Raw genomic sequence first — 14,712 nt, 5'->3', positions numbered from 1 at the left:
AAGGAGGTTGAAAGGAGGTTGACGAATCATTCATGATAGCCGATCTTGCGCCGCACGCAGCAGCAATCAACCGTGCCGGGCGGTCAGATCACTTGCTTGATCGATCATCGTGCTTTTTTGGCTACACTTCTATTTATAAACGATGGCTGCGGTCCTGCGCCAGAATCGCCTCTGGCAATGCGACATTCTTGCCGATCGCCAAAACCTTGAACAATTCGCCCATCTCCGCCGGCGACACCAGCTTCTGCACCGCCTTCGACTGCGGGATGTAGGCGATGACGTGCTCCGGATCGGTGCGCAGCAGCAGCTCCCCTACCCCGGCGCCCAGCAAAAAGCCGGCCTGGTTGAAGTAGCCGAGGATGTCGATGCCGGCATCCTGCGCGGCCAGCGCCATCGCCGTGAAATCGACGTGGGCGGTAATGTCCTGCAAGCCCGGGTGGAAAAACGGCTCGGCGTGGGCATGGTGGCGGTAGTGGCACATCAACGTGCCGGTGGCGCGCAGGTCGAGATAAAACTCGTGCGCCGGAAAACCGTAGTCGAACAGGAAGGCGGCGTTGGCGCGCCCGGCCAGCAGCATGCGACTGAGGCTGGCCATGAAGCCGCAGGCCACGCCATGCACCTCGGTCACGTAACCGACCGGCAGTTCGGCGTGGTGGGCGATCTGGCGCTGCACCTGCGCCAGCAGCTCGGCGCTGATCGGCGCTTCGAGGTAATCGAAGCGGCCGCCGTTGACGGTCACTTGTAGTTCGCACCAGCCGTCCGGGTGTTTGGTGACCAGGTGCACCGGCATCGCATCGAGCACCTCGTTGCCGAATACCACCCCGTCAAAGGCGTCGGGCATGGCATCGAGCCACTGCACTTGCGGGAAGTCGCGCAGCAGGTGCTGCTGGCGCGCACGCAGCTCGCCCGACAGTTCGACGATCAGGTAGCGCTCGACGTGGACGCCGGACGCCGCCAGTTCGGTCAGGATGTCGAACGCCAGCTTGCCGGTGCCGGCGCCGAATTCGAGGATGTACGGCGCGCTTTGGGCGATAATAGCGGCTGCCACCCGCGCCAGGGTCGCGCCGAACAGCGGCGTGAGCTCGGGCGCAGTGGTGAAATCGCCATCTTTTCCCAGCTTGGCGGAGCCGCCGCTGTAGTAGCCCAGGCCGGGCGCGTACAGGGCCAGCTCCATGTAGCGGGCAAAGGAAATGGCGCCTGCGTTGCGTTCGATCTCGGCGGCAATCAGGTGCTGCAGGGCGTGGGACGCGGCCAGCGCGTCACTGGAAGGTTCGGGTAGGGACATCCCGATATTGTAGCGAATCGGCACGCCCAGCCTCTTTTTAAACGATCAGACCATCATGACAACCAACCAAACTGCCACTGCCATTGCTCCCGTTGCCCTCGTCACCGGCGCCGCGCGCCGCCTGGGCCGCGCCATTGCGCTGGGCCTGGCGCGCGCCGGCTGGGACGTGGCAGTGCACTATCGTGGCTCGCAAACCGAAGCAATCGAGGTAGCCGCCGAGATCACGGCCCTGGGGCGGCGCGCGGTCACGCTGCAATGCGACCTGGCCGATGAAGCGGCCGTGCGCGCGCTGCTGCCGCAGGCGATTGCCGCCCTGGGCCCGGTGCGCTGCGTGGTCAACAACGCCTCGCTGTTCGACTTCGACACCGCCGAAGATTTCACGCTGGCCCGGCTCGACGCCCACATGCACGCCAACGTCGCCGCACCGATCCTGCTGGCGCAGGCGCTGCACGCGGCCACGCCGGCCGACGCGCCGCCCGGCCAGGCCGTGGTGATCAACCTGCTGGACCAGAAACTGTACAATCTGAACCCCGATTTTTTGTCGTACACGCTGTCGAAGGCGGCGCTGCACACGGCCACCACCATGCTGGCGCAGCAACTGGCGCCCACGGTGCGGGTGGTGGGTGTGGCGCCCGGCATCAGCATGGTGTCCGGCGACCAGACCGAAGAAGCATTCAAAAGCGCCCACCGCAAGACCCCGCTGGGGCGCTCGAGCACCCCCGACGACATCGCCGACAGCGTGGTGTACGTGGCGTCGGCGCGCGCGCTCACCGGCACCACCTTGCTCGTCGATGGCGGCCAGCACCTGGTGCCGCTGCAGCGCGACGTGATGTTCGTGGCCAAATAACTCAGCAAATTCAGCAAGACACTATTCAACCGAAAGAAGGTAACGCCCATGTTGTCCTCCCTGATGCACCCCAGTCTGACCGACTGCCGCCGCCTGTTCCTGCGCAATTACGAAGTGATGATCAACATCGGCGTGTACGAGTTCGAGAAGAAGGGCGAGCAGCGCCTCCTGATCAACGTCGACCTGTACATTCCGCTGGCGGAATCAACGCCGTCCAACGATCAGCTCGACGAAGTGGTGGACTACGATTTCATCCGCGACACCATCGCCAAGCTGATGGCGCGCGGCCACGTGCAACTGCAGGAAACCCTGTGCGACGACATCGTGCGCGCCATGCTGGCCCACCCGCGCGTGCGCGCGGCCAATGTGTCCACCATGAAGCCGGACGTCTACCCGGACTGCGAAGGCGTGGGCGTGGAAGTGTTCAAGACCAAGGAGACCGTATGAACGCCGTGATGGACACCATCGAGGCCCCGCTGGGCAAGTCGGCCGAGAAGATCGCCCACGAGAACAACAAGCTGCACAAGCGTTTGTGCCGCCTGGTGGGCCAGGCCATCGGCGACTTCAACATGATCGAAGAAGGCGACAAGGTGATGGTGTGCCTGTCCGGCGGCAAGGACAGCTACGCCCTGCTCGACATCCTGATGACCTTGCGCGAACGCGCGCCGATCAATTTCGAGATCATCGCCGTCAACCTGGATCAGAAGCAGCCCAACTTCCCCGACCACATCCTGCCGGCGTACCTGGAAAAACTGGGCATCCCGTACCACATCGAAAACCAGGACACGTACAGCATCGTCAAGCGCCTGATCCCGGAAGGCAAAACCACGTGCTCGCTGTGCTCGCGCCTGCGCCGGGGCATCCTGTACCGCGTGGCCGACGAGCTGGGAGCGACCAAGATCGCGCTGGGCCACCACCGCGACGACATCCTCGAGACCTTCTTCCTGAATATGTTCTTCGGCGGTAAACTCAAGGGCATGCCGGCCAAGCTGATGTCCGACGACGGCAAGCACATGGTGATCCGTCCGCTGGCGTACGTGAAGGAAGAAGACACCGAGCGCTATGCCGAAGTCAAAGGCTTCCCGATCATTCCGTGCGACCTGTGCGGCTCGCAGGAAAACCTGCAGCGCAAGCAGATCAAGGCCATGATGCGCGACTGGGAAAAGAAATTCCCGGGCCGCGTGGAGAGCATCTTCTCGTCGCTCTCCACGGTGGTGCCATCGCACCTGATGGACCGCGATTTGTTCGGCTTCGCCGCGCTGAAGGCCGATGGCCAGGCCAACCCGCTCGGCGATATCGCCTTCGACGAAGAACCGTGTTCGACGCCGACCACGGGGCTCGGCGTGATTTCCTTGCAGCGGGAAGATTAGTTAGCATTAAATCCGTCATCCTCGCGTACGCGGGGATGACGGCATACGCTAGCGGTTAGTACTTCACCGCCGTGCGCATCACCGGATACAGGTTGAAGCGCTCGTCCCACGACGAATGGCGGCGCGCGAAGAATTCCAGCCGCGCCTGCGGGCTCTTGTTGAAGTCCGCATCGGTGTCGAGCTTCTTGCGGAATTCTTCGCGCAGCGCCGGGTTGGTTTCCAGCTGCTCGCGCGCCACCTCTTCCGCCACGTAGTCCTCCATGTACTCCTTGCGCTCGAACCAGTTGTTGAACGCGCCCCAGGCCAGCAGCGAATCGGGGCCGCGCGGCTCGAGCATGGTCATCACCAGTTGCGACTTCGGCTGCGCGATCGGCACGAACAGCGCGCCCTTGGCCAGGCTGCGACGCTCACGCGCCCACTCGCCTTCCACCGCCAGCGCCTGGTGGCCTTCGAACGACTTGGCGCCGAAGGTGGTCTTGGTGGCGCGGAAGGTTTCCACTTCGGCCGACATCTCGTCGGCGCCCAACACCTTGTACGTGATGCCGTGCTGTTTGAGCTTGGCCGCCACGCGCGCCGCTTCCGCCAGCGGCACCAGGTAGCCGCCCTGCGGCGCCCTCACCTTCAGTTCCGGCACGATCTCGTCGCGCAGCGGCACGGTCCAGGTTTGGGGGATGGCTGCGTCGTACTGTGTCATCAACGCACCCGAGATTTCCGAATGGCCGCGCGTGTAGGCGTAGCCGGGGAAGTCGATGGTCTTGGCATTGAACGTGGTGCGGTACGTGAGCGTGAAATCGGTGCCGCCCAGCGCAGCGGCGCGCGCGTCGGCATCCTTGGCAATGCGCGCCCACTCCTTGCCGTGCTGGCCTACCTGCGAGAGCAGCGAGACGATGGTGTTGCGGGTGATGCGCACGCGGGTGCGGTAATCCTTCCACGAGTGGGTTTCCACCAGCACGCCGAAGCGGTTGCGCATGACGAAGTAGCCGTGCGAGAAGCGCGGCGTGGGCATGCTGTCGACAAAGCCCGACATCGGATCGTCTTCCTTGGCAAACGAGATGTAATACGGCTTGGGATCGGAACCCTGGGCCTTCAGATCGGCCAGGATCCCTTGTTGCAGCGCGCTGCCGGCTACGCGCAGCGGCGCGTCGCCGCCGTGCACCGGTTCCACCTGGATCGAGATATCGGGCTGGAACTTGGCGCCGTCGGTGACGTGCAGATCGACGTACGCCAGCGGATCCCAGGCGTTGACCAGCGCCAGCATGGCCTGCATCTCGGTGGTGTCGGCTTTGACGTAGTCGCGATTGAGGTTGTAGTTCTGCGCCGTGGTGCGCCAGCCCATTTCCTCCGGGCCGACCTGGTTGGGACGGTTGTAGGGGCCGAAGCGCTCGTGGCCATCGACGTTGAAGACCGGGACGAACAGCAGCACCTGCTGGTCCAGCGCGCCGGGCGCGGCGCGCCCTTCCAGCACCTCGCGCAGGGCCAGGAAGCCGGCGTCCTTGCCGTCGATTTCACCGGCGTGGATGCCGCCCTGGATCAGCAGCACGGGCACGCCCTTCTTTTTCGCCTGCTCGGCGGTCAGTGCGCCGGTGCGGGTGACGGCCAGCGCCAGCATCGGCCGGTTTTCCGGCGTGCGGCCAAATTCGAAGCAGCGCACCTGCTTCGGATACGCTTTTTGAAAGCGCGCGCACAAGTCCACCACCTCGGCATAACGGCCGGTGCTCTTGAAGCCCGAACGTTCGGAGACGGTGGTCAGTGGCGATGTGGAGGATGTAGCAGAAGGTGCTGCACTGGCACTGGCACTGGCACTGGCGGCCAGCGTGGCAAGGGCAAGCGAGACGGCGAAACGGATCATGGAGGAGCTTCCAGGTGGGCCGACGCCGGAACGGCGTCGTAACCTGGAAAATTATAATCCGCTTCGGCGCCTGGAGCCTACTTGAGGATGGCGACCTGCTTGGCCAGCGGGCGTACCAGTTTCAGCGGGGTGGCGTCGCCAGCGGCAAAACGCGACGCCGAGGCGGGACAGATGCCGTTGGCGCGGTAGCTGAGCGCCGCCGACAGCATGCCTTCGCCGGTGTCGCCCACGGGGCGCGACAGGTCGTCGCTGATACGGCAGGTTGGCTGGAAGCCGTTGGCGTAGTCACCGAAGCCCTTGTTGTTCACGCCCTGGAACTGCACCGCGAAATACGTGGTGCCGCAGTTGTCCTCGGGGTAGAAACCATAGGGCTTGCCGCAGGTTTCGCCGCCGATCAGGTTTACTTCCACATCGACGCCGCGCAAGCCGTTGACCACCGCCTCGCTGGCCGAGCAGGTGCCCGGCGTGGTCAGCATGGTCACCCGGCGCAGGCCCAGGTAAGGCAGCGCGGTGCCGGCCGCCGTCGGCACCGGCGACGCCAGGCCGCTTGCGCTGGTCAGGAAACTGAGCGGTGGCGGCGTCGACGCGGCCGAAACCTTGTCGTTGAACTGCAGGCGCTCGAACACCTTGCCAGCCGTCGGTACCGGACCGGCGATCATGTAGGCCAGTTCGCTGGCGATGTTCAGGTAACCGCCGCCGTTGTAGCGCATGTCGAGCACCACGTCGGTGACGTTGGCCGCCTTGAGGGTGTTGATGGCGGCGATCAGCTGGGTTTCGGCCACCGCGTTATGGTCGTTGAACAGCAGGTAGCCGACCTTGCCGGTCGGGGTGTCGATGACCTTGACGTTGGCCACCGGCTGCAGCGACAGCCGGGTGGCCGTCAGTTGCACATTGACCGGGAAACCGTTGCGGCTCAGGCCAAGGCGGTGCACGCTGCCAGCCGACTGCGGGAACAGGCCGGCATTGAGCGTATTGGCGCCCGCTTGCGTGGTGTCGGCCAGCGATACGCTATCGACGGTCAGCAGCGAGTCGCCACGCTGCACGCCGGCGACGGCGGCCGGCGAACCCGGCTCCACCAGCGCCACGCGCCACACGCGCGGGAACACGTCGGGGGCACTGGACGACCAGCTGATACCATAGCCGAGTTCAATGCCGCTGGTGGACGATGCTTCCCACTCGTCGGTGGCATAGGTAAAGTGGAACTGGTCCTTGGGACGGCCCGAGGACGTGATGGCGGTGGTCTTGAGTACGTCGAAGTAATCGATCGGATTACTGTAGTTTTCCTGGCGCAGGCCGGTCGGCACCTCGCGGTACCACAGGTAGCTCTCGTCGATGAACGAGCGTACCCATTTCAGTTCGTCGCTCAGGCTGCCCTGGCGGTCGGGGAAGCGCACGCCGGCCGCCGAGACGCCGCTGCGCGGACGTTGGCATGAAGCAGCCAGCTTGACGTAGTCGCTGCGCGTGTCGGTAGACCCGGTGGTGCCGCCGGAGCCAGTGGAGCCGGTGCCCGTGTTGGCGCCGCTGCCGGCAGTGGTGCCGGCGGTCGTGCCGGCGGAGCCGCCGCCACCGCCGCAGCCGGACAACACGGCCACGGCAGCGAGCGCAGCCATGAATGCAGGAGATAATTTAATGTTCATGTGCAACATTATAGCTGGCAGTACATGCAGAGGTGCAAATTAAGCTACCTAAATTTGCAATCGATCGCCGTTATGCCTGCAAGTCGGGGTCGCTACGCAACAGCTCGCCCAGCCAGGCCGCAAACACCCCCAGGCGCGGCGACGCCATGCGGCCCTGCGGGTACAGCAGCGAGATCGGCATGGGCGCCGGCGGCGTGGCGGCCAGCACTTCCACCAGCGCGCCGCTGGCCAGGTGCGCGCGCACCTGGTAGCGCGCGGCCTGGATCAGGCCCATGCCCTGCAACGCACAGCTGATATACGCATCCGGTTCGTTGACGGCAATCGCGCCGCGGATGGGCACCACTACCGGGCGGCCATCGACCATGAAGTCCCAGTCGAACACGCGCCCGGTGCGCCCGGAAAAATGCAGCACGCCGCGATGGCGGGGCAGGTCGTCGAGCGTTTGCGGCGCCCCGTGCTGCGCCAGGTACCACGGCGAGGCGCAGGTGAGAAAGCCCATATTGCCCAGGCGCCGCCCCACCAGCGACGAATCCTGCAGTTCGCCCACGCGCAGCGAACAGTCCAGGCCCTCCTGCGTCAGGTCCACCACGCGCTCGGTCATGCTGACCATCAGTTCGATGTCGGGATAGGCGCGAGTGAAGTCTGCAATGCGCGGCATGACCAGGTGGCGGCCCACCGCACCTGGCAAATCCACCCGCAATTTGCCGCGCGGACGCTGCGCATCCTGCCCCCGAAAAGTACTTTCGGCGTCTTCCACCGCCTCCAATATGTCCAGGCACTTCTTGAAGTATTCGGCGCCGTCGGGCGTGAGCGAGAGCCGGCGCGTGGTCCGGTGCAGCAGCCGGGTACCGAGGAATGCCTCGAGCTTCTTGATGGTGGCGGTGAGCGCCGCGCGCGGCAAATCGAGCGTGGCGGCAGCCTTGGTATAGCTGTTGGCTTCGACGATGCGCACAAAGGTCTGCATGGCCTTCAATCTATCCATGATTGTTCACATTAAATGAATGGTATATGACCATTATGCCCTGATTATCTTTACACGCAATCGGCCTACACTGAGTCATCGTTATCCCCACCGGAGTTCATCATGAGTTCATCGCAACACGTCGCAGAAAAAGACGCCCCCGACATCAGCAATGGCATGGTCATGCTGCTGGCCGTGGCCACCGGCCTGATCGTTGCCAACCTGTACTACGCGCAAACCCTGGTCGGCCCGATCAGCGCCGCCACCGGCCTGTCGGCCGAAGCGGCCGGCCTGATCGTCACCCTCACGCAGATCGGTTACACCATCGGCCTGCTGTTTATCGTGCCCTTGGGCGACCTGCTGGAAAACCGCCGCCTGATCTTCACCGGCCTGCTGTTTACGTCCGCGATGCTGATCGTCGCGGCGTTCAGCACCAGCGCCTGGCTGTTCCTGGTCGCCGCGCTCGGCATTGGTCTGGGTTCGGTGGCGGCGCAGATCATCGTGCCGTTTGCCGCCCACCTCTCGAAAGAGGCCACGCGCGGCCACACGGTCGGCAAAGTGGTCAGCGGCCTGCTGCTGGGGATCATGCTGGCGCGCCCGGTCGCCAGCCTGGTGGCCGACGCCACCAACTGGCACGTGGTCTTCGGCGGCGCCGCAGTGATCGTGCTGGCCGTGGCCATCATCCTGCGCGCCAAGCTGCCGGAACGTGTGCCGGTGTCGGAGATTACGTACCCAGCCCTGCTGGCATCGCTGTGGCACCTGTTTGCGACCACGCCGGTCCTGCGTCGCCGCGCCGCTTACCACGCTGGCCTGTTCGGTTCGTTCAGCCTGTTCTGGACCGTGGCGCCGCTGATGCTGGCCGGCCCGCAGTTCCACCTGTCGCAAACCGGCATCGCCATCTTTGCGCTGGTGGGTATGGCTGGTGCAGTGGCCTCGCCAATCGCCGGCCGCCTGGCCGATGCCGGCCACACGCTGATGGCGACCGCAGCGGCCCTGGCGCTGGGCGTGATCGCCTTTGCCCTGCCGATGCTGGCGCCTGAATCGGCTGCCATGCGCAATGTGTCGCTGGGGATCCTGGTGGTGGCGTCGATCGTACTGGACATGGGTGTGGCGGCCAACCTTGTGCTGGGCCAGCGCGCCATCTTCTCGCTGGGCGCCCATGTGCGCAGCCGTCTCAATGGCGTGTACTTCGCGCTGTTCTTCGCCGGTGGCGCCCTCGGTTCGGCTTTGGGCGGCTGGGTGTACGCCGAACATGGCTGGCATGCGGCGCTGCTGACCGGGATGGCCTTCCCCGGCCTGGCGCTGATTTACTGGATAACCGAGTACGCCGGCGCTACTTCCACGCAGCGCAACCCAGCCTAACACGATCTCCAGAGCGGCGTTGCCGCTCCTCGCCGTACAGTCGTACTGTCTTCGTCGCGGCGCCTTGCTCTGAAGGTCGTGAAAAAATGTTCCAGAGCGGCGTTGCCGCTCCTCGCCGTACAGTCGTACTGTCTTCGTCACGGCGCCTTGCTCTGAAGGTCGTGAAAAAATGGGTCAGAAGTGGTAGTTCACTTCCAGCCAGCCCTGTCGCCCGACAGGGCTGTAGTTACCTATCGGGTAGTAAGGCCAGCCGTCGCTGCCATCCTGCTTGACCTTGTTGAACAGGTTGTTCACCGATACCGACACCGTGGTGCGCTCGTCAAAGCGATAGACCACGCTGGCATTGACCAGCACCGTCGGCGTCAGGTACGCATCCGACGCTGCATTCGGCACCTTGCCGTAGCGTTGCAGGAATACCGTGTTGGACCAGTCGCCCTTGTTCCACGCCAGGCTGACATTGAGCTTGTCGCGCCAGTCGTGGTTGTCCAGGTCGGCCTTGTCGTCGTTGAGCGGATCGCCGGCAAACTGGCGCGAGTGCTTGTCGAGCGTCTTCGAGTAGTTCACCCGCGTGGTAAACGTGCCCAGGTTTTGCGTGCGCAAAGCGTAGCGGCCGCTGATGTCGATGCCATCCACGCTGGTGGACGCGGCGTTGATCGGATTCACCAGGATGGTGTTGATCTCGCCCGGCTTGTTCAGCGCCGTCAGCGGATTGCGCACGATGCGGCGGATGGTGTCGGCGCAGGTCGGCGACGTCAGGTCGCCGGCCATGCGGCAGTCCGACTCGTCGCGCAGCAGCTTGTCCGCATTCAGGTTGGTCACCAGGTCGTCGATCTTGATGTTCCAGTAGTCCACCGTCACGTCGAAGTCCGCGCTGGGCGACCAGACCAGGCCCAGGCCCGTCGAGCGGCCCTTTTCCGAGCGCAGGTCGCGGCTGCCGGTTTGCACGTAGTCGGCGCCCGGCGCATATTTGCACGTGGACGCCGGCTGGCCGCTCTGGGCGCAGCGGTAGTAATCGGTGGTGGACTCGTAATAGCCGGTGCCGCGCGCCTTGTAGATGTAGTTCATGTCCGGTGCGCGGAAGCTGGTGCCGTACGTGGCGCGCACCAGCAGCTGCTTGACCGGACGCCATTCGAGGCCGCCGTTGTACGTGGCCTTGCCGTCGTGGCGGTCGGCAAAGCTGTAGCGGTCGTAGCGGCCGGCCAGCGTGGCCGACAGCGTGTCGATGATCGGCACGTTCGCTTCCAGGCCCAGCGCGTAGCGCTCACGGGTGCCGGACGTCACGTCCGAGCCGGCCAGGTTGAAGTAGCCTTGATTGAGTCGGCCGTCGGGACGGTTCGAGAAACCCTGCTTGCCCGCTTCCGCCACTGTTGCCAGGCGTACCGGGCCGGCCGGCAGCGAGAACGCCTCGCCATTGGCCGACAGGCTCACGGTATTGGTCCACGACTTGTCGTTGCTCACCGCCGTGCCGTAGATGCTGTTGAACTCCGTGGGCGTGAGGCGCTGCGCCAGGCGCGCCGCATCGGGCGCGTAGATTGCCACGCCGTTGGCGTCCACGCCCTGCTGCGGTCCCAGGAAGAAGCTGTCGATGGTGGACAGTGCTCGCGGCGTAAAGCTCTGGCTCTTGTACAGCGACGCCGTGTAGCCGGCCTCGTACTGCCAGCTGGTGCCCGGAATGTCGCCGCGCGCGCCGAGCGACAGCGACGTCGCTTCGTCGTCCCAGCGGCGATTGAAGCGGTCCACGCCGCCCATTTCTTCGGGCGAGATGTAGCGGTTCCAGTTTTCGTAGCTACCGCTGTTCTGGTTCAGGAACGCCTTGTCGGACAGTGAACGCGATTCCCAGATCGGGCCGCGCGTGTTGTTGATGCTGCGGTTCTTGCCGAACAGCGCCTCCGCAAACAGGGTGGTGGTGGGCGAGAGCGCGTAGTTGGCGCCGCCAAACACGTTCTGGCTGCTGTTCCTGGTCTGCGTGGTCCAGAAGGTAGGACGTACCTTCTCGCTGCCGCAATAGCTGCCGGTGCTGCCGGTACGCTTGACGGTGGTGCCGCCAAACAGGTCGCCCAGGTTGGCGCAGGTGTCGCCCGGATCGACATAGCGGCCCGTGCCCAGGTCGCGCCGGCCCAGCACCGACGTGTACGTGCCCCGGTTGACGCTCATGAAATCGCGGTCGGCGCTCGAGAGCGGATCGCGCTCGAGCAGTTCCACGCTGAACAGCGTATTGAGCTTGCCGAAGGTCTGGCCGCCGGAGAACTGCAAACGCTGGTTGGCAGCGCCACCACGCGAGGTGCCGCCGGCCTTCAGATTGATGTCGTAACCGTCGTATTTTTTCTTCAGGATGATGTTGACCACGCCCGCAATCGCGTCCGAGCCATAGATGGCGGAGGCGCCGCCGCTGAGGATCTCGATGCGTTCGACCACGCTCGACGGAATATTGGCCAGGTTGGTGAAGTTGACGGCGCCGTCATAGGCGACCGGGAAGTCCGCCATGCGGCGGCCGTTGAGCAGCACCAGCGTGTGATTGGGACCGAGGCCGCGCAGGCTGATGGCGTTAGCCGACGGCGTAAACGTGTTGCCGTAGTCGGCGCCCTGGGTAAAGCCGCTGTTTTGCGACTGGTTCGACAGCGCGTCGAACACGTTGGTGAAGCCCTGTTTGGTCAGATCGGCAGCCGTGATCACGGTGACGGCCGAGGGGCCTTCCAGGGTGGCGCGCGGAATGCGCGAGCCGGTGACGACGACGGTGGCCGGGGCGGCGCCCTGGTCCTGGGTTTGCGCCACGGCCAGCGACGGGTCGGCCACGCTGCACAGCAGCGCGATGGCGCCAGCGGCCAGCGGCGTCAATTCGAATTTTGTTGTCATTGAGTTGTCCGGAAAGCAAATAGGGTACGAGGGGCGGAACTTTACCAAAATTTACTTCATGAGTGAAATACCGTTTGCGTACAAGCTTATGCATAAATCGACGGCTTGAGGGGACCTCGAAAAACCGTGGCGATAGCGGATCGCGCAGTAGGTTTTTCGAGGTTCCCTTGATGCGGCACTTTTGAGGCAGGTCGAGGGATGGCTCGACGGCGCTGCTACGGTGGTTACTCGTCCGTCCATTTTTATCGCTCAAGCCATGGCAACCTCGCTGCGTCACGATCTACTGCAAATGGGCATCGCCCCCGGCGACGTGGTGCTGGCGCGCGCCGCGTACCGCGCCGTCGGTCGCGCAGGTGAAGGCGGCGGCGACTTCCTGGCCGAGCTGCTCGACCTGGTGGGTGACCAGGGCACGGTAGCCTGCCTGGCGTTTACCAAAGGCGGGTGGTGGTGGCAGGCCAGGCAACTGCCTCCGTTCACGCCGGCCACCCCCTCGTACGCCGGCGCCCTGCCCAATGCCATGCTGGCCCACCCGGGCGCCCACCGCAGCACGCACCCGCAATGCTCGTTCGTGGCCATCGGCCGTCATGCGCGCGCCCTCACCGCAGGCCACGGCCCCGCCGACGGCGCTTATGAGCCGATGCGCAAGCTGATCGCGCTGGAGGCCAAGATGCTGGTGGCCGGCTGCGTGGCGGTCAATCCGGGCTTTACCACCACCCACCTGGCCGAAGTGGACCTGGGCCTGCACCGGCGCCGCATCTTGCCCTGGCTGTCGGTCAGCCGCTACCTGGACGACCAGGGCCAGGTGCGCGTGTTCCACCGCCGCGATCCCGGCTGCTGCTCGAACGCGTACTGGAAGTTTTACGGCGCCTACGTGCGGGAAAGCATCCTCACCACCGGCCGCGTGGGCAACGCTTACGCCATCTGCGCGCCGGCCGCGCAGTGCTACGCCATCGAGCGTGACATCCTGGCGCGCGACAGCCGCTTCAACCTGTGCGACTCGCCCGACTGCCTGACCTGCAATGCCCTGCGCTGGGACCGCCTCCACCGCTGGCCGCTGTGGCTGTGGCGGCGGGCGCGGCGCCAATCCCCAACCTGGTTCCGGAGGCCCGATGGATAACGCTCTCGAGATTTTTGTCCCGGCCGCGTGCCGCCAGCCCGCGCAGTGGGTGCTGCGGTGGATCTTCGACGAGGTGCTGGGCGTGCCGGCGCGCGTGGTGGAACACACTGGCGACCAGTTCGAGATCCGCTGGCGCGGCCGGGTGCTGGCGCTGGAAAACGACTTCTTGCGCCGGCACCTGCCCCTGTGGCGGCAACCGGGGACGTTGCTGATCGCGCCGCCGCGCCAGTGGATTCACGTGCGCGCCATGCTCGACGTGGAACTGGAAGACCCATCGATCCCGGTACTGTGGGGCGAGCCGGGCCTGGTCCGCACGCCGCAGGGCGCCCACCTGAAACTCGACGTGATCGGGTCGATCTTCTTCCTGCTCTCGCGCTACGAGGAAATGATCGATCCCGCGCGCGACCAGTACGACCGCTTTCCGGCAGCGGCCTCACTGGCCATGCAGCGCGGCTTTTTGCAGCGCCCGCTGGTGGACGAATACATCGAAATCCTGTGGGCGGCGCTGCGCAGCGTCTGGCCCGGCCTCACCCGCAAGACCGCGCGAGGCATGATGCGCGTCAGTTGCGACGTCGATGAACCGTACGAGCGCTGGATACGCAACCCGTGGCTGCTGGCGCAGGGCGTGGCCGGCGCGCTGCTGCGCAAGCGTTCGCTCGCGGGCGCTGCCACCCGCGTAAAAAACGCCTGGCACAGCCGCCGGGGCGACTATCTTTACGATCCGCACTGGACCTTCGACTGGTACATGACGCAGCTCGAACTGTGCGGCAGCCGGGGCGCGTTCTACTTCATCGCCACGCCGGGACGCACGCGCTACGACTGCGCCTATGCGCTGGAAGAACCGAGGATGCAGGCGCTGCTGGCGCAAGTTGCCGCGCGCGGCCACGAGATCGGGCTGCATGGCAGTTTCAATACCTACCGCGATGGCGCGCAGTTGGGCCGCGATCGCGAACGCCTGCGCGCCGCTTTGGTACGCGCACGCGCCGAGGCCAGGTCTGGCACGGATGCCGGTGCCGGTGGCAGCACTGGTGCGAAGGCGGGGCCAGGTGCCAGCGACGATCCCCTGGTACGCGGCAACCGCCAGCACTATCTGCGCTGGGATGCGGCCACCACGCCGGACCTGCTCGAGCAGGCCGGCTTCGACTACGACGCCAGCGGAGGCTTTCCGTACGATCCCGGCTTTCGCCACGGCACCGCGCGCGAGTTCCCGATGTGGAGCTGGAAAAAACAAGGGCCGCTGCGTTTGCGGCAGCGGCCCTTGATGCTGATGGAAAGTGCGGTGCTCGGCGATCCCGGTTCGGCGCTGGAGCACATGGCGCGGCTGAAACACACCGCGCTGCGCTACGGCGACTTCAACCTGCTATGGCATAACTCGCGCTTTACGGAGCCTGGCGACCGCGAGCTGTTTCGCCAGATCCTCGCAGCATAGCC

Annotated in this window: 11 protein-coding genes; 6 read left to right on the top strand and 5 right to left on the bottom strand. The window is 65.1% G+C overall.

What is annotated here, in order from left to right:
- Positions 1-133: 133 nt before the first annotated feature.
- Positions 134-1,285 carry an SAM-dependent methyltransferase gene (locus J2X54_RS02750; RefSeq protein ID WP_310177459.1) on the bottom strand — a complete coding sequence of 384 codons (1,152 nt, stop codon included), beginning with the start codon at positions 1,283-1,285 and terminating at the stop codon, positions 134-136.
- A 55-nt stretch (positions 1,286-1,340) separates the two neighbouring features.
- Between J2X54_RS02750 and J2X54_RS02745 the strand changes: the two genes are divergently transcribed.
- From J2X54_RS02745 to ttcA, 3 genes are read left to right on the top strand one after another with little or no spacing between them, the layout of a single operon-like run.
- Positions 1,341-2,132, top strand: a complete 792-nt coding sequence (locus J2X54_RS02745; protein WP_310177457.1) for an SDR family oxidoreductase — start codon at positions 1,341-1,343, stop codon at positions 2,130-2,132.
- 48 nt (positions 2,133-2,180) lie between these two features.
- The gene (locus tag J2X54_RS02740) at positions 2,181-2,579 is read left to right on the top strand and encodes a dihydroneopterin aldolase (protein ID WP_310177454.1); all 399 of its coding nucleotides are present in this window, start codon (positions 2,181-2,183) and stop codon (positions 2,577-2,579) included.
- On the top strand, positions 2,576-3,502 hold the full coding sequence (ttcA, locus tag J2X54_RS02735) for a tRNA 2-thiocytidine(32) synthetase TtcA (RefSeq protein ID WP_310177452.1): 927 nt from the start codon (positions 2,576-2,578) through the stop codon (positions 3,500-3,502). The genes J2X54_RS02740 and ttcA overlap by 4 nt, the downstream gene beginning before the upstream one ends.
- 55 nt (positions 3,503-3,557) lie before the next feature.
- Here the strand turns inward: ttcA and J2X54_RS02730 are convergent, their stop codons facing one another.
- The 3 genes from J2X54_RS02730 to J2X54_RS02720 form a co-directional block, all read right to left on the bottom strand.
- Positions 3,558-5,351, bottom strand: coding sequence for a M14 family metallopeptidase (locus J2X54_RS02730; protein ID WP_310177449.1), 1,794 nt, complete (start codon positions 5,349-5,351; stop codon positions 3,558-3,560).
- Positions 5,352-5,428: 77 nt separating this feature from the next.
- Positions 5,429-6,988: a S41 family peptidase gene (locus tag J2X54_RS02725; RefSeq protein ID WP_310177447.1), complete on the bottom strand. Its 1,560-nt coding sequence runs from the start codon at positions 6,986-6,988 to the stop codon at positions 5,429-5,431.
- A 70-nt stretch (positions 6,989-7,058) separates the two neighbouring features.
- Positions 7,059-7,970: a LysR family transcriptional regulator gene (locus tag J2X54_RS02720; RefSeq protein WP_310177445.1), complete on the bottom strand. Its 912-nt coding sequence runs from the start codon at positions 7,968-7,970 to the stop codon at positions 7,059-7,061.
- Between the two features lie 102 nt (positions 7,971-8,072).
- On the opposite strand from J2X54_RS02720, the gene J2X54_RS02715 reads away from it, so the two are divergent.
- A complete protein-coding gene (locus tag J2X54_RS02715) occupies positions 8,073-9,311 on the top strand; it encodes an MFS transporter (RefSeq protein ID WP_310177443.1) in 1,239 nt (412 codons plus the stop codon).
- A gap of 174 nt (positions 9,312-9,485) precedes the next feature.
- Here the strand turns inward: J2X54_RS02715 and J2X54_RS02710 are convergent, their stop codons facing one another.
- Complete coding sequence (locus J2X54_RS02710) at positions 9,486-12,164, bottom strand: TonB-dependent receptor domain-containing protein (protein WP_310177440.1); 2,679 nt, start codon at positions 12,162-12,164, stop codon at positions 9,486-9,488.
- A 256-nt stretch (positions 12,165-12,420) separates the two neighbouring features.
- Here J2X54_RS02710 and J2X54_RS02705 point away from each other — a divergent pair, with 256 nt between their 5' ends.
- Together J2X54_RS02705 and J2X54_RS02700 are read left to right on the top strand one after the other, a co-directional pair.
- Positions 12,421-13,281 (top strand): AAC(3) family N-acetyltransferase, encoded by an 861-nt coding sequence (locus J2X54_RS02705; RefSeq protein ID WP_310177437.1) that lies wholly within the window; start codon positions 12,421-12,423, stop codon positions 13,279-13,281.
- Positions 13,274-14,710 (top strand): polysaccharide deacetylase family protein, encoded by a 1,437-nt coding sequence (locus J2X54_RS02700; protein ID WP_310177434.1) that lies wholly within the window; start codon positions 13,274-13,276, stop codon positions 14,708-14,710. The genes J2X54_RS02705 and J2X54_RS02700 overlap by 8 nt, the downstream gene beginning before the upstream one ends.
- The last annotated feature ends 2 nt before the right edge of the window (positions 14,711-14,712 follow it).

The sequence above is a fragment of the Duganella sp. 3397 genome (assembly GCF_031456625.1).
Lineage (GTDB): Bacteria > Pseudomonadota > Gammaproteobacteria > Burkholderiales > Burkholderiaceae_D > Rugamonas > Rugamonas phyllosphaerae.
This window is presented reverse-complemented; position numbering and strand designations above follow the sequence as displayed.